Annotated in this window: 18 protein-coding genes; 15 read left to right on the forward strand and 3 right to left on the reverse strand. The window is 44.8% G+C overall.

Translation table 11 applies throughout. The features are described from left to right. The first annotated feature begins 176 nt into the window (after window positions 1–176). A complete protein-coding gene (locus M3629_RS06655) occupies window positions 177–1,367 on the forward strand; it encodes a PLP-dependent aminotransferase family protein (RefSeq protein WP_251503384.1) in 1,191 nt (396 codons plus the stop codon). A 145-nt stretch (window positions 1,368–1,512) separates the two neighbouring features. On the opposite strand, the gene M3629_RS06660 is transcribed toward M3629_RS06655, so the two are convergent. After that, the gene (locus tag M3629_RS06660) at window positions 1,513–1,938 is read right to left on the reverse strand and encodes a MaoC family dehydratase (protein ID WP_251503385.1); all 426 of its coding nucleotides are present in this window, start codon (window positions 1,936–1,938) and stop codon (window positions 1,513–1,515) included. Window positions 1,939–2,134: 196 nt separating this feature from the next. On the opposite strand from M3629_RS06660, the gene M3629_RS06665 reads away from it, so the two are divergent. The 8 genes from M3629_RS06665 to M3629_RS06700 all read left to right on the forward strand — a co-directional run bounded on the left by M3629_RS06665 (window position 2,135) and on the right by M3629_RS06700 (window position 10,995). Then, entirely contained in the window at window positions 2,135–3,010 is an 876-nt protein-coding gene (locus tag M3629_RS06665; protein WP_090915779.1) for an AraC family transcriptional regulator, read from the forward strand. A gap of 86 nt (window positions 3,011–3,096) precedes the next feature. Continuing rightward, window positions 3,097–4,374 (forward strand): ABC transporter substrate-binding protein, encoded by a 1,278-nt coding sequence (locus M3629_RS06670; RefSeq protein ID WP_251503386.1) that lies wholly within the window; start codon window positions 3,097–3,099, stop codon window positions 4,372–4,374. 229 nt (window positions 4,375–4,603) lie between these two features. Beyond that, window positions 4,604–5,494: a carbohydrate ABC transporter permease gene (locus M3629_RS06675; protein ID WP_251503387.1), complete on the forward strand. Its 891-nt coding sequence runs from the start codon at window positions 4,604–4,606 to the stop codon at window positions 5,492–5,494. 15 nt (window positions 5,495–5,509) lie between these two features. Then, window positions 5,510–6,391, forward strand: a complete 882-nt coding sequence (locus tag M3629_RS06680) for a carbohydrate ABC transporter permease (RefSeq protein WP_251503388.1) — start codon at window positions 5,510–5,512, stop codon at window positions 6,389–6,391. Window positions 6,392–6,555: 164 nt separating this feature from the next. Then, window positions 6,556–8,352: a spore germination protein gene (locus tag M3629_RS06685; RefSeq protein ID WP_251503389.1), complete on the forward strand. Its 1,797-nt coding sequence runs from the start codon at window positions 6,556–6,558 to the stop codon at window positions 8,350–8,352. A gap of 43 nt (window positions 8,353–8,395) precedes the next feature. Next, window positions 8,396–9,511, forward strand: coding sequence for a GerAB/ArcD/ProY family transporter (locus M3629_RS06690; RefSeq protein WP_251503390.1), 1,116 nt, complete (start codon window positions 8,396–8,398; stop codon window positions 9,509–9,511). A 4-nt stretch (window positions 9,512–9,515) separates the two neighbouring features. Beyond that, window positions 9,516–10,706 (forward strand): Ger(x)C family spore germination protein, encoded by a 1,191-nt coding sequence (locus M3629_RS06695; protein ID WP_251503391.1) that lies wholly within the window; start codon window positions 9,516–9,518, stop codon window positions 10,704–10,706. A gap of 70 nt (window positions 10,707–10,776) precedes the next feature. Next, entirely contained in the window at window positions 10,777–10,995 is a 219-nt protein-coding gene (locus M3629_RS06700; RefSeq protein WP_251503392.1) for a hypothetical protein, read from the forward strand. A gap of 125 nt (window positions 10,996–11,120) precedes the next feature. Here M3629_RS06700 and M3629_RS06705 read toward each other — a convergent pair whose 3' ends face one another. Continuing rightward, window positions 11,121–12,401, reverse strand: coding sequence for a stalk domain-containing protein (locus M3629_RS06705; RefSeq protein WP_251503393.1), 1,281 nt, complete (start codon window positions 12,399–12,401; stop codon window positions 11,121–11,123). A gap of 178 nt (window positions 12,402–12,579) precedes the next feature. On the opposite strand from M3629_RS06705, the gene M3629_RS06710 reads away from it, so the two are divergent. Both M3629_RS06710 and M3629_RS06715 read left to right on the forward strand, forming a co-directional pair. Continuing rightward, window positions 12,580–12,948, forward strand: a complete 369-nt coding sequence (locus M3629_RS06710; RefSeq protein WP_154889250.1) for a hypothetical protein — start codon at window positions 12,580–12,582, stop codon at window positions 12,946–12,948. Window positions 12,949–12,967: 19 nt separating this feature from the next. After that, entirely contained in the window at window positions 12,968–14,200 is a 1,233-nt protein-coding gene (locus tag M3629_RS06715) for an exo-alpha-sialidase (RefSeq protein ID WP_251503394.1), read from the forward strand. 100 nt (window positions 14,201–14,300) lie between these two features. Here the strand turns inward: M3629_RS06715 and M3629_RS06720 are convergent, their stop codons facing one another. Then, window positions 14,301–14,726: a hypothetical protein gene (locus tag M3629_RS06720; protein WP_154889245.1), complete on the reverse strand. Its 426-nt coding sequence runs from the start codon at window positions 14,724–14,726 to the stop codon at window positions 14,301–14,303. A gap of 213 nt (window positions 14,727–14,939) precedes the next feature. On the opposite strand from M3629_RS06720, the gene M3629_RS06725 reads away from it, so the two are divergent. The 4 genes from M3629_RS06725 (at window position 14,940) to M3629_RS06740 (ending at window position 18,376) form a co-directional block, all read left to right on the forward strand. Beyond that, window positions 14,940–15,248 carry a hypothetical protein gene (locus M3629_RS06725; protein ID WP_251503395.1) on the forward strand — a complete coding sequence of 103 codons (309 nt, stop codon included), beginning with the start codon at window positions 14,940–14,942 and terminating at the stop codon, window positions 15,246–15,248. Window positions 15,249–15,460: 212 nt separating this feature from the next. Next, window positions 15,461–16,033: an esterase/lipase family protein gene (locus tag M3629_RS06730; protein WP_435368196.1), complete on the forward strand. Its 573-nt coding sequence runs from the start codon at window positions 15,461–15,463 to the stop codon at window positions 16,031–16,033. Between the two features lie 302 nt (window positions 16,034–16,335). Next, window positions 16,336–17,076, forward strand: a complete 741-nt coding sequence (locus tag M3629_RS06735) for a LytR/AlgR family response regulator transcription factor (RefSeq protein WP_251503397.1) — start codon at window positions 16,336–16,338, stop codon at window positions 17,074–17,076. Between the two features lies 1 nt (window position 17,077). Then, entirely contained in the window at window positions 17,078–18,376 is a 1,299-nt protein-coding gene (locus M3629_RS06740; RefSeq protein WP_251503398.1) for a sensor histidine kinase, read from the forward strand. Window positions 18,377–18,404 lie beyond the last annotated feature (28 nt).

Raw genomic sequence — 18,404 nt, forward strand, 5'->3', positions numbered from 1 at the left:
CTGCCGAGAGCAGCTTTTTGTCGTTACTACAGGTGTTCAAAACAAGGATTCACAACATTTTGTATGAAAAAGGAGCAGGACTCTTTGGCAAATTGAAAAATGCTCGTATAATAGAGTCTAATGTATCATTAGAGCTAGAACTCAGATAGATTAGAGCCGAGAGGATGTTAGTAAAGATGAATTATACCTTTTCCAACCGGATTGCATCACTGCAACCGTCTATTATTCGTGAGATTTTGAAAGCTTCTTCAGGTCAAAATGTAATCCCATTCTCAGCAGGCAATCCTGCGCCAGAAACGTTCCCGATTGAAGCGATTCGTACCTTTACCCAGTCGATTCTGGAAGAAGACCCGGTTACCGCGTTGCAATATGGCATTACGGAAGGATATGTACCGCTTCGCGAAGCACTCCAGCGGCACCTTGAGCAGAATTTCAACACAGGTAAGCCGTCCGACCAACTCTTTATCGTGTCCGGGGCACAACAAGGGATTGAGCTTGCGTGCAAAGTCCTGTGTAACGAAGGCGATACAATTATCTGCGAAAGTCCCAGCTTTATCGGTTCTCTGAATTCCTTCCGTGCTTCCGGTGCGAAGCTGGCAGGGGTTCCGATGGAGACGGACGGTATGGACATTGATAAACTTGAGCATGCGCTGCAAACAGAGCCGAATGTTAAGATGATCTATGTTATTCCTAGTTTCCAAAATCCTACAGGTATAACCACCAGTCTGGAGAAGCGCCAAGCGATCTATGCACTGGCTAAGAAATATGGTGTTATGATTCTGGAGGATAATCCATACGGAGAGCTTCGATTTAAGGGTGAGGACGTACCAACGATTAAGTCTATGGACGAAGACGGCTTGGTCATCTATGTCGGGTCGTTCTCCAAAATTCTGTCGGCCGGACTGCGAGTAGGCTTTGTACAGGCTCCGCATGAAGTCGTGGAGAAGATGGTTGTAGCCAAGCAGGGAGAAGACGTACATACAGCGATGCTTCCACAGATTCTGGCTCATCGTTTTATGACGGAGTATGATTATGCAGGGCATATCAATCTTATTCGTGATGTCTACCTCCGAAAGGCTACACTGATGATGGACAAGCTACAAGAGCATCTAGGCGATGCTGTGACCTATACTCGTCCAGATGGTGGACTGTTCCTATGGTGTGATCTGCCTGCTCATGTACCGATGGTGGATTATGCCAAAACGGCGGCTGCGCAAGGTGTAGCTGTAGTACCAGGAAATGCGTTCCTCGTGAATGAGCAAGATCCGTGCAATGCCATTCGATTGAATTTTTCAACACCGTCAGACGAGCAAATTGCCAAAGGTGTGGAGATTCTTGGACAAGTGTTAAGGAACTCGTTTTCCTAAACCAATTGAATAAATAACGGAAGCCGCCCTCGGGGGCGGCTTTTTGCATGACTCTTTTTTATTATTTTTGTAGTTAACTAACGAGAGACTATGTCGATCATTTTTCTTTTCAGTTATTATGACATAACATAACCAGCTTAGCCTTTTAATTGTCCACCAGCGCACTCAATTCTGCCCGAAATACATTCTGCCCCTTTTGATTATATGTACTGAGCAATACCGTCACCGTGCCATTCCCGGTTCGTCTCGGACGAAGTTCGGTGACTTCAGCGATAACGTGAAGTTCATCCCCTGGATAGACAGGTTTCAAAAATTGAATATGGTTCATGCCAGTGCCAGCGATAATATGCTCACCGTACACGCCAACATCAATCCATAGTCGGAACGTGACATTCAGGGTCTGCATGCCCGATGCAATCAGACCTCCGAAGCGTCCTTTTTTTGCTTTGTCCTCATCCAGATGCATATATTGTGGATCGTAAAGTTCGGCAAAATGAATAATATCCTCCTTCGTTAAGAGAACCGACCCGGTTTCATAACGTTGTTCTATTTTAAAATCGCTGAATTTCATGTTTGACCACTCCGATTTTTTTGGATTTCCTTAGCATATATTAACATGCTTATGTTCAATCTCCCTAACCATTGAGATCAGAAATTTGGATGTTTGGTCCTATTTTAGATAGAATATGAGAAACGGGAAAGTACATTCAGGCATAAGGATAGAAACATGAGGCAGATGTGTATGGAAAAAAGAGGAGGCAAATGACATGGGTGTACCTACTTTTCTCGAAACAGGTCACATGGCCGAAGGGTTTCCCATTCGGTTAATTTATACAGGTGCAGAATTCAATTATGCGGCACATTGGCATGATGAAGTGGAACTTGTTATCGTGACTGGAAAACATGCACGAATCGGTGTAAATGAGCAAATTTTTGAACTGAACCAAGGGGATATGGTTCTAATCAAGCCGGGGGACGTGCATTATTTTATGCCAGGCACCGGAAGGCTGACGATTTTGCTGTTTCGGCTTGAATTGTTAACCGGGAGCTTCACGAGTGAAGCGGAGATGCAAGAGCTGGGAACACTTTTGAATCAAACGTCCATCATTCCGTCGGGCAGTCAGTCCAACCCGGGTCCTTATATTGATGCGATTGCCGTGGAGAAAACAAATCAGAAACCCGGTTACCGCTGGATTATGGTATCTCGGTTATATGATCTAATCGTCTTGTTACTACGTACCACGCCCCCGGCTTCACAAACGGATTCGTCGCCATGCTGGCCTTGCGTATCTTCCAAAAAGTTCGAGTTTCTCGAATCCGTATGCGAGTATTTGGAAGAGCACTATGCCGAGCCGATTAAGCTGGAGCAGGTGGCAGAACATATGAAGTTCAGTAAGTTCCATATCTGCAAACTATTCAAAGAAATCAAGGGCATAACGTTAATGGAATATTTGAATCATTTTCGCATTATTAAGTCGGAGTGGGCGCTTTTGTTTCGTCAGGAATCCATTTTGGAGATTGCGATCAGTCACGGATTCAACAATGTGAACTCCTATAATCGTCTTTTTAAAAAATACAATAACTGCACGCCGTCCGAATTTCGCAAACGTCATCGTTCCAATATCGCAAAATATCAAGGATGATTGACAATATTTGTGGAGAAAGCCATCGCTCAAATTCTTATACTCAAATAAATTGTAAGCGTTTCCTTTTCAGGGAGGGTACTTTTATGAAGAGATGGTTTAAGCGGTTTGTTGTACCAGTCACGCTGCTTGCAAGTTCAATACTCTTGCTCGTCGGTTGTCAGACAGGTGCATCCAATCAAGCGAAGCAACAGGAGATTACGGTCTGGAGTTTTACGGATGAGGCAGGCTATGCGATTGAGAAATTCGAAGAGAAGTATCCAGATATCAAAGTGAATTTCGTTAATATTCCAGGCAACTTTTACCTGACCAAGCTCAAATCAGCACTTCAGACCAGTTCCAAAGCACCCGACGTGTTTATGATTGAAAATGCAAATATTCGGGAACTCATTGATGTACCATATTTGGAAAATTTATCAGCTGCACCATACAATGCAAACGAGTTAATTAAGGAACAGTACCCTTTTGTTCAGGCTAATGAGCAGGATAGTGAGGGGAACGTTCGCGCCATTGGGTATCAAGGTACACCTGGTGGCATCTATTATCGCCGTGATCTGGCGAAGGAATATCTGGGTACCGATGATCCAGAGAAAGTCAGTGCCCAGATTGATACATGGGAGAAGGTTTTTGCTATCGGAGAAAAGGTACAAGAACAAAGTGGCAACAAGGTACATGCACTGGCGAACTGGAACGGAATAGCCAACTCGTACGGTGGCATTCCTTGGGTGAAAGATGGGAAGCTCGTCATTGATCCTACGTATATGAAGGTGCTTGATCTGGTGCGTGAGGCAAGGGAGCGCCGTGTACTTGGTGAGTACGAGGATGGAAGTGCAGGGTATGCAGCGTCCATGCAAAAAGGTGAAGTGATGTTCTATCCTGCGGCGACTTGGGGATTGCAGTTTACATTCAAAGCGAACGCACCCGATACCGAAGGGTTATGGGGTTTGGCACACGGACCTTCGTCCTTCAGTTCAGGAGGGACTTATATCGCGATGTATAACAAGAGTGATCAGAAGGATGCCGCCTGGAAATTCATTGAATTTTACAATTTTAATCATGAATTTCTGACGGGACTTGCCAAGGAGCAGGATTACTTTACGAGCAACATGGTCGTGAATGACCAGCTTGCAGACTCACTGACTTCAGCCTATCTGGGCGGACAAAAGCATTTTGAATTTTTCTCAGAGGCCGCCAAGCAGGTTCCGGTGTATGAACGCACCAAATATGACGGCATCATCAGCAATGATATCTATCGAAACTTGCTGCAGTTGTATCTGAACGGCGATATTCAGACGAAGGAAGAAGTGGTAAAACGCATCAAACGTGACGTGCGCTTAAGGTTCCCTGAACTAGAGGTGGAGTAAGTTTACTACTCCAGAACCTACGAAGATAACTAAGCGTTTACACAAACAACGGAGAGGAAAGAAGAAAGCTGGAAAAGCGAAGCGTTCGCATTTATCACTGGATTTTCTCCTTTAAAAAGGGATCAGAAAAATCCGGGGATAACAGCGATTGAAAGACTCTTCTGTCATCGGAGTGCTTGTGTAACCATCGTAGTTCGCTTTAGGTCAATTAATGATTGGAGGACAGCGTATGTTTGCCAAAACAATTCGAAAAGACCATTACGGGTACTACTTTATTGCTCCTTTTTTTATCGTGTTTACCATCTTTGGACTGTATCCGATTCTCTACTCGCTATATATCAGTTTCACGAATTTCGACGGGATCACCACGCCTGAGTTCGTCGGGATCGGTAACTATGTCGCGGTGCTTCAAGACCCGCTGTTCTACAAAACATTGTTTAATACACTCTTCATTTGGGGTGTATCGGTAGTACCGCAACTGACGGTCTCCCTTGTACTTGCTTTTATTTTGAACGACAAGTTGTTAAAAGGACGGGATATTTTCCGGGCGGTATACTTCTTCCCTAACATCGTTACGGCTGCTTCGCTCGGTTTGCTTGTCAGTCTGATCTTTGATTGGCAGTCGGGTGGACTGAATCATTTTCTCGTGCAGACAGGGTTAATTCAAGACCCGATCAATTGGAAAGATGACCCTTGGTTTATGCGGCTGATCGTGTCATCCATTCTGTTCTTCCAGTACTTTGGTTATTCAATGGTCATCTATCTGGCTGGATTACAAGGGATAGATCCAGCGCTGCAAGAAGCTGCACAAATCGATGGTGCCAAGAAAAAACATATTTTCCTGCACATCATCGTGCCGATGCTCAAACCCATTATATTGTTTCAGATTATCACCTCGATCATTGGGGGCATTCAGATCTTTGACCAGCCGTTTACGTTGACCAATGGTACAGGAGGGCCGGACCGTGCGGCAATGACCAGCATCATGTACCTATATAATGTAGCGTTCCAAAGTACACGTTTTGGTTATGGAGCTGCCATTGCATTTTGTCTGTTCATCATTATTATTCTGTTATCGGTTGCATCCTTCATCATGACCAAACGGAAGAGCCGTTCATAGAGAGGGAGAGATTGTATGCCAACTGCTAAAGTTGCCGCGCAGCGAGAAGCCGTAGTTCAACATCATGCGCTTCGTCAGCGGCTGACATTGGGGAAAATCCTCATTTATCTGTTTCTGATCGCCCTCGCTGTATTGTGTGTGATTCCGTTTTACCTGATGCTGATCTATTCTACACATAACAATGCGTCGATTGCTTCAAGCTTTACGTTTCTTCCGGGTGCGTTTCTGATAGACAATTATGTGAATATGGCTTCAAAAATCAACATTTGGCGTGGCTTTGCCAACAGTTTCTTTATCGCTGGCAGCTCTACAGTGCTGTCGCTGTATATCGGTGCTTTAACGGCTTATGGTTTTGCCAAGTTTAACTTCAAAGGGCGCACCGGATTGTTTCTGTTTCTGCTCGCCACGATGATGGTTCCGGGTCAACTGGCGCTAATCGGGGTATACCGGTTGTTCAGTACACTTGGCCTACTGGACAGTTATGCGGCGATTATTTTACCTGCGGCGGCGAATGCCTTTAACGTATTTTTTATCAAACAGTTTATGGAGAGCAGTATTCCGGATGAGATCATTGAATCTTCCCGGGTAGACGGTGCGAATGAGTTCAGGACGTTTAATCAGATTGTGCTGCCTATTCTTGGGCCAGCGATCTCGGCTCTGGGGATTTTCACCTTTATCGGGTCATGGAATAACTTCCTGACACCACTCGTACTCTTTTTCTCCCTGGATAAGTATCCGCTACCCGTGTTGGTCGCTCTCGTTCAGGGCTACTACGGTATGGATTACGGTTTGTTGTATCTGGGCGTAGCGATTTCAATATTGCCGATCATTGTTGTGTTCGCCGTATTTTCGAAGCAGATTATCGGAAGTGTTGCACTGGGTGCTGTAAAAGGATAGCTATTGCACACAATCTGCGCAGTGTTAGTGAATGTTAGTTTAGAAGAGAGTCGCTCACGGAGCGGCTCTTTTCGTCGTTCGGATTGCATATTTCTAATGAAGGAAGCAAATGATATCTTTTACTGAGAATACTTGGACGAATCGGTGGAAAGGAGGTGGAGCCCATGAGTCAAAACAGTCAAAATACAAATACCAACTCAGGAACAAACTCAAACACGAATACGAACTCAAGTACCAATACCAACACAAGCACAAATAATAATACAGACTCCAATTCCAACTCAAGCACCACGGAACAACAGGATTCGAAGCAAGAAACAGAGCAGTCAACCGAGCAAAATATGAAACAGGATACAAAAGAAGAACAGAAAGAACAAGAACAAGATCAGCAAGAAAACCAAAACGAAAACGGCGAAACTAGCAAAAAATCAAGACAGAATACGGATCAAAACGCGAAGAAAAATACGGATCAGGATTCAAACGAGAATGAGAAAGAGAAAGAGAACAAAGAGAACAAAGGCAAGTATAAATCGGATCAAGAAGGACAATCGAATCAAGAAAAACAAGAAACGCAGCAGGATTTGCCCTTAACAGGGGATCTAGTCATTGATGAAGAGACTTTACGCGCCGTATTTACGGACTGTTCCGATGTCATATTTCATTCATTCGAGACCGCGGGCTTCACCTCGGCACTATGTGTATATTGTGTGGGTTTATGTGATACGGAGCGGCTTGAGCGTCAGGTGCTAACGCCAGTTCAGGAGATTGGCATGGAGGCTGCTCAGGTTCCTCTATCCTCCGTAAAAACCGTGGAAACGTCGAAAGAGGCCGCAGAGGCGATATTGGAAGGAGAAGCACTTCTGTTACTGGAAGGTTCAAATGTCGCAACAACGTATCCGCTATATAAAGCTGCTAATCGTTCGACAGAAGAGCCTCTAGCTGAATCAACGGTCCGTGGTGCAAGGGACGGATTCACTGAATCGCTCGCAACGAATCTTTCTTTGGTTCGTAAACGGCTCAAAACACCTGCACTCAAATTCCGAACACGCACCGTTGGAGAAAGCTCCAATACCAGCATTGCACTTGCGTACGTGGAAGGTATCATTGATGCCTCACTGGTAAAAGAGGTGGAGCAGCGACTGGATCGGTTAAGAGTTCGCGACATTCTGGAAAGTCAGTATATTGAGGAAGATATCATCGATCAGCGATTCTCTCCTTTTCCTCAAATGATTGCTACAGAACGTCCGGACGTTGTGGCCTCCAATCTGATGGAAGGACGATTTGCCATACTTGTCGACGGAACACCATTCACACTGGTCGCTCCTGTAACGCTGTTTTCCATGCTGCAGTCGCCTGAAGATTACTATCAATATGTGTTTATGAGCGTATTCCTCCGCTGGCTGCGATACGTATTTTATGTTTTATCCTTGTTGTTGCCTTCGGCTTATGTCGCGATCACGACCTATCACCAGGAGATGATCCCTACAGTGCTGCTACTCAGTATCGCTAGAGCCAGAGAGGAGATTCCTTTTCCCGCACTTGTAGAGGCACTGATTATGGAAATCGCCTTTGAAGCGCTCCGGGAAGCCGGTGTTCGCCTGCCGAAACAGGTAGGTTCCGCGGTCAGTATCGTTGGCGCACTGATCATTGGACAAGCTGCAACCACGGCGGGTATCGTCTCCGCTCCGATGATTATCATCGTTGCGATCACAGGGATTGCGTCCTTTATGATTCCACGATATTCCGCAAGCATTTCGACACGATTGCTTCGTTTTCCCATTATGATTTTGGCTGGAACGCTGGGCTTAATCGGGGTTATGTTGGGCATCATTTTGATTGTCATTCATTTGAGCAGTCTTCGCTCTTTTGGTGCGCCGTATCTGTCTCCGGTTGCACCGACGAATGCCAAAGGGTTGAAGGATCTGTGGTGGCGTCCAGCACCTTGGAACAAGCCGCGATAGGGATTAGATTGCATTAATGTTGTAGGAGAGGGCGGGAAGATTCATGTTAACTGACCAAGGAAGAATATCGGAGACACAGCTGGCGTTCATGATCTTCCCGGCTGTGATTGCCACTGCGATCTTGTCTGTACCTGGAATTACAATGCATTATGCCGGACATGATATGTGGTTATCTCCCATTATTGGATCGGTTACTGGACTTGCCGCCATTGGTGTATCACTTGGACTAGCACGGATGTACCCCGGAAAATCGCTCATTGAATCTAGTGTGCTCGTGGCTGGTCTCGTTCCAGGCAAGCTAGTCGGACTTATTTATATTTTGTTCATGCCTCATCTAACCGGGCTGATTATAAGGGAATATGGTGAGTTTATCGCCAATAATGCACTTCCGCGCACACCGATGTTTGTAATCATGGGCACCATGATGCTTGTTTGTGCGATTAATGTCAGACTTGGCATAGAAGTGGTTGGCAGGACAGCACAGGTTTTTGTAACACTGGTCATGGCTATGCTGGGTCTCGTCTTCGTACTGCTCATTGGGGAATTGCACCCATCAGAATTGTTTCCTTTTATGGAAAATGGGCCGATGCCTGCCGTCAAAGGAGCACTCGCTCCTGCCGCCTGGTTCAGTGAATATATCGTAATTGCCTTTCTTCTGCCGTATGTAAATCGCAAAAAAAGAACCGCTCGTGTGATGCTCGGCTCTTTATTGACAACAACGATAGTGATGACCGTTATTAATGTGGTTTGTCTCTTTTTAACTGGAGATCTGACAGATACGTTTGTTTTCCCGGTGATGATCGCTGCCCGGTACATTACGATTGCAGACTTTCTACAACATATTGAATCCCTCATAATTGCCGTGTGGATCTTTGGTATGTTTGTGAAGGTTTCCGTATTTCTATATATATCTGTGACGTCCACAGCGGAATGGTTCGGTCTGAAGGATTACAAGCCCCTAGTGAGCCCGCTTTCCTTTCTCTGTATGATTTTTTCGTTTTGGGTAGCTTCGAGCAGTTCGGGGTTATCCAGTTTGGTAAGTCCTTCAGCCAATTTGTATACGATCGCCGTTTTACTGGTTCTTCCAGGGGTGACTTACGGGATAGCTTGGGTGAAAAAGGGGTGGGCTTATGTGCGAAAAAAACGTACGGATGGCTGATCCCATGAAAAAAAGAATGATCTCTGCATGCAATACTTGGCTTCTTATCTGTTTTTGTTGCACATTACTCACGGGATGCTGGGATCGGATTGAGATTAATGATCTCGCGATAGTACTGGCAACCGGAGTGGATTACAAAAATGATCAGATCGAACTGACATCACAGATCTTTATTCCCCGTAAAGCTGGGGGAGGAGACAGCACGGGGAGTGGAGGCAGCCCAAGCGGGGTAACACTAACTCGATCGGCTGAAGGTCATACCATTGCAGAGGCTTTGAATCGCTTGCAACGGAAAGTGCCGAGAAATATGTTTTGGGGACACTGCGAAGTTGTTGTGATTAGTGAAGACGCTGGAAAACAAGGCATACGTGAATACATCGATTTTTTTCTCCGTTACCCCCAGATCAGGGAACATGCTTACGTGTTTTCGACACCTGAACTTGCCAAGAACATGCTTGCTTTGCTTGATCCGTTGGAACGAAGCTCTGCCGAATCCTTACGTGAGATGGCCAATATGAAACTGGGTACACGGACAACCATTTTGGAACTCGCTCAATCGATTGAAGGCCCTAGCGAATCTGTCATTTTGTCCCGGATGTTGTCTCTTCCACCTGACGAGGGGCAGGATAAATTAACAACGACTCCGTATATCAGAGGACTAAGTCTCTATAAGGGCGATACGTTTAATCGAAGTGTACACGAACCATTAACCATTGGCATTTTGATGCTCGCTAATGAATTGAACAACATCATCATGCCTGTAAATGTAGAGTCGGAGAGAGGTTCTTTTTCGATCCAGCCGTTAGAGGTGAAGACTATATTAAAGCCGAAGATTTCGGCTGGACGGTGGAGCATGCAGGTGGATGTGCAGACACGGGGAGAGGTGGTTTTAAATACAACAGATGGGAACCTCACAGATCCTGCTGTGTTGAAAAAGCTGGAGGAAACCTGGGCGTCACAATTGAAAGATATGGCAGAGTCGGCCCTTCGATTATCCCAGCGAGAGATGCGAACCGATCTGTTCAAGTTCGCGGTGGAGTTCCGCAGATATTATCCGAAACAGTGGAAGGAGCAGGAGAAGAGATGGGAGCAGATCTACTCTGAGCTTGATGTGGACATCCAGATTCATGCGCAGGTTGTACGTACAGGTAAATCTGCTGGACCTCAGGGCATCCCAGATGAGCAGGGGAGATGAGCAATTAACTGTGGAAGTAATGCCATCACTAATGAGGACACGAGATATGATAGACAGAAGGTGATAAATCATGAAAATTGCTTCCATGCTAGGTATTCTGTTGTTAGCCGGAACGATCATCTATGTGGAATGGCAACGTAGCGAAGAAAAAAAAGTCCGGATAATCACAACAGGAGTCAGTGCTATCAGTGCGGTTATTGGCACGATCCTGTTATTTGATCCCCAGTTGCCGGGACCGGGTGTGATCATTAAGCTACTGTTTGGTGGTATAGATAAGGTGATGAAATGAAAAGAAAAGGTGATGGAGTACACAAAAAAGCACGTTCCTTGTACAGTCAGTCAAGGAGCGTGCTTTTTCCTGCTTATTTTGAATTAGATTATGAAGTTTAATATAGCTATGAGGAGGTAGCTTTATTATTCCTTAATTACCGATGCTTGCACAGCAGATTGCATATCAGCGCTGTACGTACGGAATAGGCCAAGCCGCCAGAAGGCTGCACCCTTCAGATCGTAACGCTTGGCAAGTCCGAGCTTATCCCCGACAGATGAAGGTGTCTCACTATTGATGTTGATGCCAAGCAAAATCTTTTCTTTGGGCACTCCTGCCTTGAGTGCGAGTGCAATTGCCTGATTGACCAGACTGTTCGGCTCTGCAACTTGAGCTTTGGTTCCTGCAGGATTATATTGGTAGGCCATAATGATTAGGTCATCCGCCAGCGTAGCCAGTGTTTTGTAATCATACCCTTTGTAGGCGCTATTGAGCGGAGGAACAGCCAGAGAGATGGCGATCTCTTGAGGTAGCGATTCCCTTAGCTGTTTCACATACTGATTCAGCAATTGTTGTTGCTCTACAGCGTCCAGTTTGAAGCCGAGTCCCTCAAAATCAAGCACAACCCCACCAAAGCCATACTCCTGAATGGCTGCTTGAATGCCTTCAATGGATTTTTGCCTTAAAGTGCTGTCACCCAGTACTTTAGTTAGCTCGCCATTTCCATCCAGCGCATACACCATCAAACTGGGCTGGATTTGTTGACTTGCCGCGTCAGCTACAATGGATTTAGGGGTTACTTCACCCGCGGCAGCAGGAACCTGATATTCTTTCCCTTCCAGTGTAAACGTACCATCTCGGTCAATGCGGCTCCATCCAAAAGCAACCGAATTCATAGAAGGTAACAGATCGATTTCATGGTAGGCTTTTACGGCATAGAACGCTCGGAGATGCATTTCACGTTGAGGTGATACCATAGAGACGGTTCGTGTAGCCTGATCCCAGCCTGTACGGACATCGAATTGGCTACTGAATGAACTCAGCGGAATAAGTACACGTCCTTCCCGTTGCACAGGTGCGGCAGGGAGATTCACTTTCTCTCCATTTACAGTAGCTGTCTTGCTTCCAACCTGAAGAACAACTTTCGTTGTTTTTCCTTTGGATGTGTTCACCGCGGTTATGGTCTGTGTTTTGTTGTTCCAGCTAATACCAATGCCGAGTGCTTCTCCGACCGTCCGGAATGGAACATAGGTTACTCCTTTATCAATCCGGGGTGCTGCATCGAAGGTTAAGGGTACATGATCCAATTGAACAGAGATCGCAGGGGCTGCTTGAAGTTTGTGGGATTGAGTTGCAGGTATACTGCCCATCATGGATATTACCATGGCGGCTGCCACAGCGATTTTCCCAGTACGTTGTATAAACATAAATAGGTGTACCTCCAGGCGTTGTGGTTTGGCGTAAATCTACCAAACTAATGAAATTTGGCAAATCTATCATAACAAAATTTTCATATTGTTCCAATACAAGAAAACATAGAATCTGCATAACACAAGCTGAATGGAAAGTATAGTGGAGTATATGGTGTGAAAGGAGTGTGACTCTTTGCCGAACTCTACAGGGTTTATCTACAATCCAACTTCAGGTCCGACACAGTCTACACAAATTATCGTCACTTGCATTAATGATTCACTGAATGCTCCTGTCAGTGTTGAATTGGAGGTATTCAGGTGGGATACAACTCAATTGACTCGGATTCCGATTGGTCATGATTTAGTTGAAATCTTGCCGCAAGCAACAAGGACTTTCATCTATCCGTTGATTAACGCTGCATTTTTTGAAGTTCAAAGTGATTTCTTTAGCGCAACGAGCACCGTTATCCATGTCTATGGCGTGGATTCTACGGGTCAGATTATACAGCGCATTCTTCAATCTGAAATGACGTTAATTGACCGATTCACCAATATCCCTTAGAAGAAAAGAGGTGAAGAGAATGGCCGTTGTAAATATTACTGGTGCTTTGGCGGGAAATCAGTTTGAACCCTCTATTGCAGTAAATATTTTAAATCCTAATATTATGTGTGTTGTTGCTGTGGACACTAGCACAGGACCAACGTTAACGGGATTTTATCGCTCCATCGACGGTGGAACGACATGGTCCACAACCGTTCTTACGCAACCCGCAGGCTATTCAGGCGCGGAAGCACCAACCATTGACTATACGTTTCCGAGCACTTTTATCGTTACGGTGCATGTGTTTAACGGGATCAATGACGGGACTATCGTAAGCTATACTTCATTTGATGATGGGGCTACGTTTCAGCCACCAGTCATTGTACAACTAGGATTTGGAACCATCGTGCATAATGATGAACCTTTCATTGCTGTAGATCGCTCTCCTGGCAGTCCATATCGAGGCCATGCGTATGTAGGTTATACACCGCTTGCAACAACTTCTTCTGCTATTTTTACTCAAAGATCTGTTGATCAAGGAATCTCGTGGGAACCCCCGGATCGCCAATCGAGTCCTCGTGGAATTCATGACCGGGCAGCTTTGGCCGTTGGCTTCTCCGGTGAAGTCTATGCAGGTTATATCATTACAGGGCCAGCCAGCCCTTCGGCATTGCTACGCATATCGTATGATGGCGGAATCAATTATCAACCGCCCATAGAACGGCAGTCTACGTTCATATCTTCCGTTGTTCCGGCGCCATCGCCGCTCCCTGTGCCGAACTATAATTTTCGAGTGCAGACCAATCTGAGCTTGGCAGCTGACATATCCATTGGACCGAACAGCGGCACCGTTTATGCCGTATGGAATGACGCTCGCGCGGGGTATACCGATGTTTTGCTTTGTGAGTCTCCAGATGGGTTGCTTTGGTCAGATCCAATAAGTATTACTAGCGCGCCGCCAGGTACGCAGAACTTTTTTCCTGCCATCACGGTGTCTCCATTTGCTGGAACCATTCGGGTAATCTATTACTCCAATCAAATTGACGGGTTCCTGCTTGATGTTTTTGTTGCCGAGTCCTTTAATGGCGGAGCAAGCTTCAGTAATCGCCGGCTAACAACGACCTCCTTTAATCCGAATGGTGTTTCTCCAGTGCCAACCGTTCTAATCGGCGACTATATTACAGCAGCTACATATGCCCCGGATAACCTGGCTGCCGTGTGGATGGCTACTACACCGCCGACAGGCAAGCTGGATGTTTATTTCGGAAATTGAGCTGGACACATAAAGGCCCCAAACCTGTAATCTACAATAGAGATGCAGATTACAGGTTTGGGGGCGCTAAGCATTACATACGAGACCTTAATCCTAAACGTTAATCCGAAACGATAAATCCGTCGAAGCTTTCAGGACCTACCCGGACCGTACCAAGCAGATTGGTGCTGATAAAAGCGGTGTAGGTGATTTGCGGAGTTACAGGCGGATTATAATCATTGGCGGAAAAAATGATGACTTCAGGTACAAGCAATCCGTTCAGACCATACGTGTGATTGGCTGAATATATGAGAGGATCTGTCGCAACCGTGCCACGGACAATCGTAATTCGGACTTGGAAGAGAGCGAGTGGAAGCTGAACTGTAATCGTTCCTTTCATAGAAACTCTTGGATTAGGACCTGCCCCAGCAGTTAGTAACCCGATTTGTGCAAATAATGTAGGTGTATTGATGACAGGAATAGGAATGGCAATGGAATTAAATGTAGCTGCATTCAATGACACCCTTGCATCAAGTAATTGGGTCATGTGATATTCCTCCTTCACATTCAGATAGAATACTATATTCAATGAGGTCACATTCGCATGGACGAGCGCTCAGGACTAGCCAAATTAGGAAAGTTAGATGGAGTATTAAAGCACTTTTGAACGTATGTTTTGACACATTAAGAACGAAATGAGAAAATACCTTTCTATGATATGAAGAAAAAACAAATAATTTGAAGTTGGAGGCATAACGAGATGAACCAGCGTTTTAAAATAACGAGATCGATGCAGGAAAACAATCCGGAACAACATATTTCTTTGGAGGAGTGCAGCGCATATTTTGCTACCAAGCCGGAGTTTACTTACTCCACAGTGCTAAATATCGTCGGTGCAGAGAGCACGATGACCATTGAGGGTGACTTTTTTATGTGGGAGCATGAAGGACAACAATACCCATTCCGATTGTATATGGGGGAGTTGTACGTTGCTATTTCGAATGAAGCGATTGTTCCGGTTATGATGGAAGCGGCATCGCAGCTGCATGCGGATATTGTAGAGGGATAGTTGTCTCGTGCTCCGAGTCGTGCGATGAGCCAAACTGAAGGAGGAGAACCTCTGTATTTCGACAAAATAATTAGCAGTAAACATCATACTCCATTGGTTAAATGAGACTAAAATACCATTTTATTTACAATTTTTAAATTGTAAAATGTGGATATTCCATTTACAGGAGGATGATCTGATTGAGAAGGTTAAGACCACTGCTAATTGTTTTGATGAGTGCGATTTTTGCTTTTGCTTTACCAGGGATTGGGCAGAGTACGACTGCTTCTGCTGCCACTGCGCGGACACCCATTGTCTTTGTACATGGATTGACAGGCTCGGACAGTAATTTTGCCTTAATTGAAAGGTATCTGCGCGGTGAAGGATGGTCGAGTAATGAGCTATTTGCCATTGATCTCCCGAGCAAAGCTGGGAATCAATTGTTGAATTCTGCGGCGATCAGCCGATTTGTGGACGATGTTCTTCGCCAAACGGGGCATTCCAAAGTTCATATCGTTGCACATAGTATGGGTGGAGCTAACAGCCTGTACTATATATTGAACCGCGGAGGCATAGATAAGGTGGATAAATTGATTACGCTGGGTGGGGCGAATCGGTTGACAACGAACAGCGCACCAAGCGGCATTAAAGTTACCTCAATCTACTCCACCAGCGACACCATTGTTTCGCCTCTTTTATCCAGACTGGACGGGGCAAACAATATTTCCGTTAGTCTGGTAACTCATATCGGATTGCTCTATAACTCAAGGGTAAATGCATTGATTAAGGCTGCACTCATCGAATAGCTGTGGTTGAAGAACTTATATACTCATCCTATATTAGCGGTATTAACAAGACTGACCACTCCTGGTCAGTCGTTTTTTTGTTCAAGAGTAAGGTGGTGCTTACAACCAAGGAAGTGGAAAGATCGAAAAACAACCAAAGGATGGAACAAGGGCGCATCATCACGATGTTGTTCTTTTTACGTTTGCCTGTAATTCAGGGTGCTTTAGATGCACTTCAACCCATTCCTGAACCACTGAGCATGATAAAATAGTATATTAAAACAAAGAGTGAAAGTGCTTGCGTTTAGGAAAGGCGGGATAAAATGTATCAGGTAGCGATATGTGACGACGACGAGCAGCAACGAGAACAGGTGAGGCATATGCTGACGGCGTTCTCGCTCAAAACCAATATCGAGTTTCATATCACCATGTTCGGTTCAGGAGAACAACTCCTGGCTCATTATAAGGATCAGAGAGAGACGTTTCACCTGCTTATTCTGGATGTAGAGATGGGTGGGTTGAATGGCATACAGACGGCACAGGAAATCAGAAAACTCAAGATCATGGATGTGCAGATCATGTTTTTGACCAGTTATCCCGAGTATATGGTTCAAAGTTTCGATGTCATGACGTTCCAATATTTGATCAAACCGATTCAAGAGGCTGTGCTGGAAGAGAAGCTGGTCAAACTGCATCAGTATTATCAAGCTATGGATAAAAAGTATCTGGTGATTAAATCAGATTATGATGATTTGATGTTGAAATATGAAGATATCTTATGGATTGAGGTGATCAAAAGCCTCACGGTTAAAAACAAACTAAAGGTAATTACTCGTGATAACGCTTATGAAACGAAAGGTATTCTATCGGCTTATGCTGCAACGCTGACAGAGCATGGTTTTATGCAAATTCACCGATCCGTGCTTATTAATCTAATGCATGTACACAAGTTCACGGGGGCACAAGTCACGATGCTGGATGGAACCTCTCTGCCGATAGGTCGTTCCAAAATCAAAGAAGTCAAGGATACGTATACCAAATATATGATCATGAGGGTTCAATAAAATGAATGTTTTGCATCTAATACCCGTCATTTTGTTGACCCTGCTCATGACCTTTCAAGCCAATTATTACTTTGATGCTGTGCTGGGCAAATCCAGACGTAAACCTCGCAGAACGATTTATTTTGTTGTGTTTGTCCTGCTCAATTTCTTTTATTTGGCTACGCGATTACCTTCTTTTCTTTCGACCTTGCTTGCATTGATTTTTATCTTCACTCTGGCACAATCCTACCGGGTAGAATTAAAACTGAAGATTATGTTTACGGTTATGTATGCAGCGCTGTTAACCACGGTAAATATCATTTCAGTTTATGTTTTTAGTGTGATTGACGGCATCGACTACCTGAAAGTGCCTGTCTATGGCCCGGAAGCGATATGGTTGTTCTCCAAAGTTCTGCTGCTAGGATGTAGCATTATGTTTGTTGTGATCCCCATTGTTCATCTCATCGCCAAACGCAGGAGTTTTAGGGTGCACCATAGGTCTTATCTTTTATTTTTGATCGTTACTGCGATTACGGTGTACCAGATCAATGTCATTTCAATATATAGCGAAAAAAATATCTTCTATATTTTTTCAGTGCTAGGCTCCCTTTTTCTAAACGTATTTATTGTGTATGTGTTTGATAATATCGTGGAGAAGGCGCATCTCGCTCATGAGAATGAACAATTGCAGCGGCAGATGGATTATCAGGATGCTAACTACGAGAAGACCGTGCACAGTTTCAAAAGCATTAAAAGTATTATCCACGATATCCATCAGCAGTTTCTATATATCGAAGAATGTGTGAAACGCAACGAACTTGCGGCAGCAACAGAGCATATGCATGTTACGATGAACACCATTGAGCATGCGTACCAACGTGTGAATAGCGGTAATCTGGTCATTGATGCTCTCGTTACAAATACGCTAACCGTCGGGCAGGCAAACGGCATTCGAATCGATACCCGCATCAATCTCCATTCTCAACACATAGGCATTGAGCGTTATGATTTGTGCGTGGTGCTCGGAAATATTCTAGACAATGCTGTTGAAGCATCCAAGAAAGTACGGGTCGCCGAGGATCGTTATATCGTAGTATCTATTCATTCTACAGCTTCTGCTCTGGTAATCCAGATTATGAATCACACCGCCCAGCCGGCAACGGATCTGAAAAGTGACAAAACGGATTCAGAATTCCATGGTTTTGGCCTGACCAATATATCCAGAATATGTAGCAAATATGGAGGACATATGACCATTGAGCAAGGACAAGGGTCTTTTAACAATATGGTCGTTCTTCCATACAACAAAAACAACGTCTGAACTGTCGTTCAGGGGTTGTTTTTTTCCA

Origin of the sequence: Paenibacillus polysaccharolyticus, from assembly GCF_023714295.1 — a bacterium.
Lineage (GTDB): Bacteria > Bacillota > Bacilli > Paenibacillales > Paenibacillaceae > Paenibacillus > Paenibacillus polysaccharolyticus_A.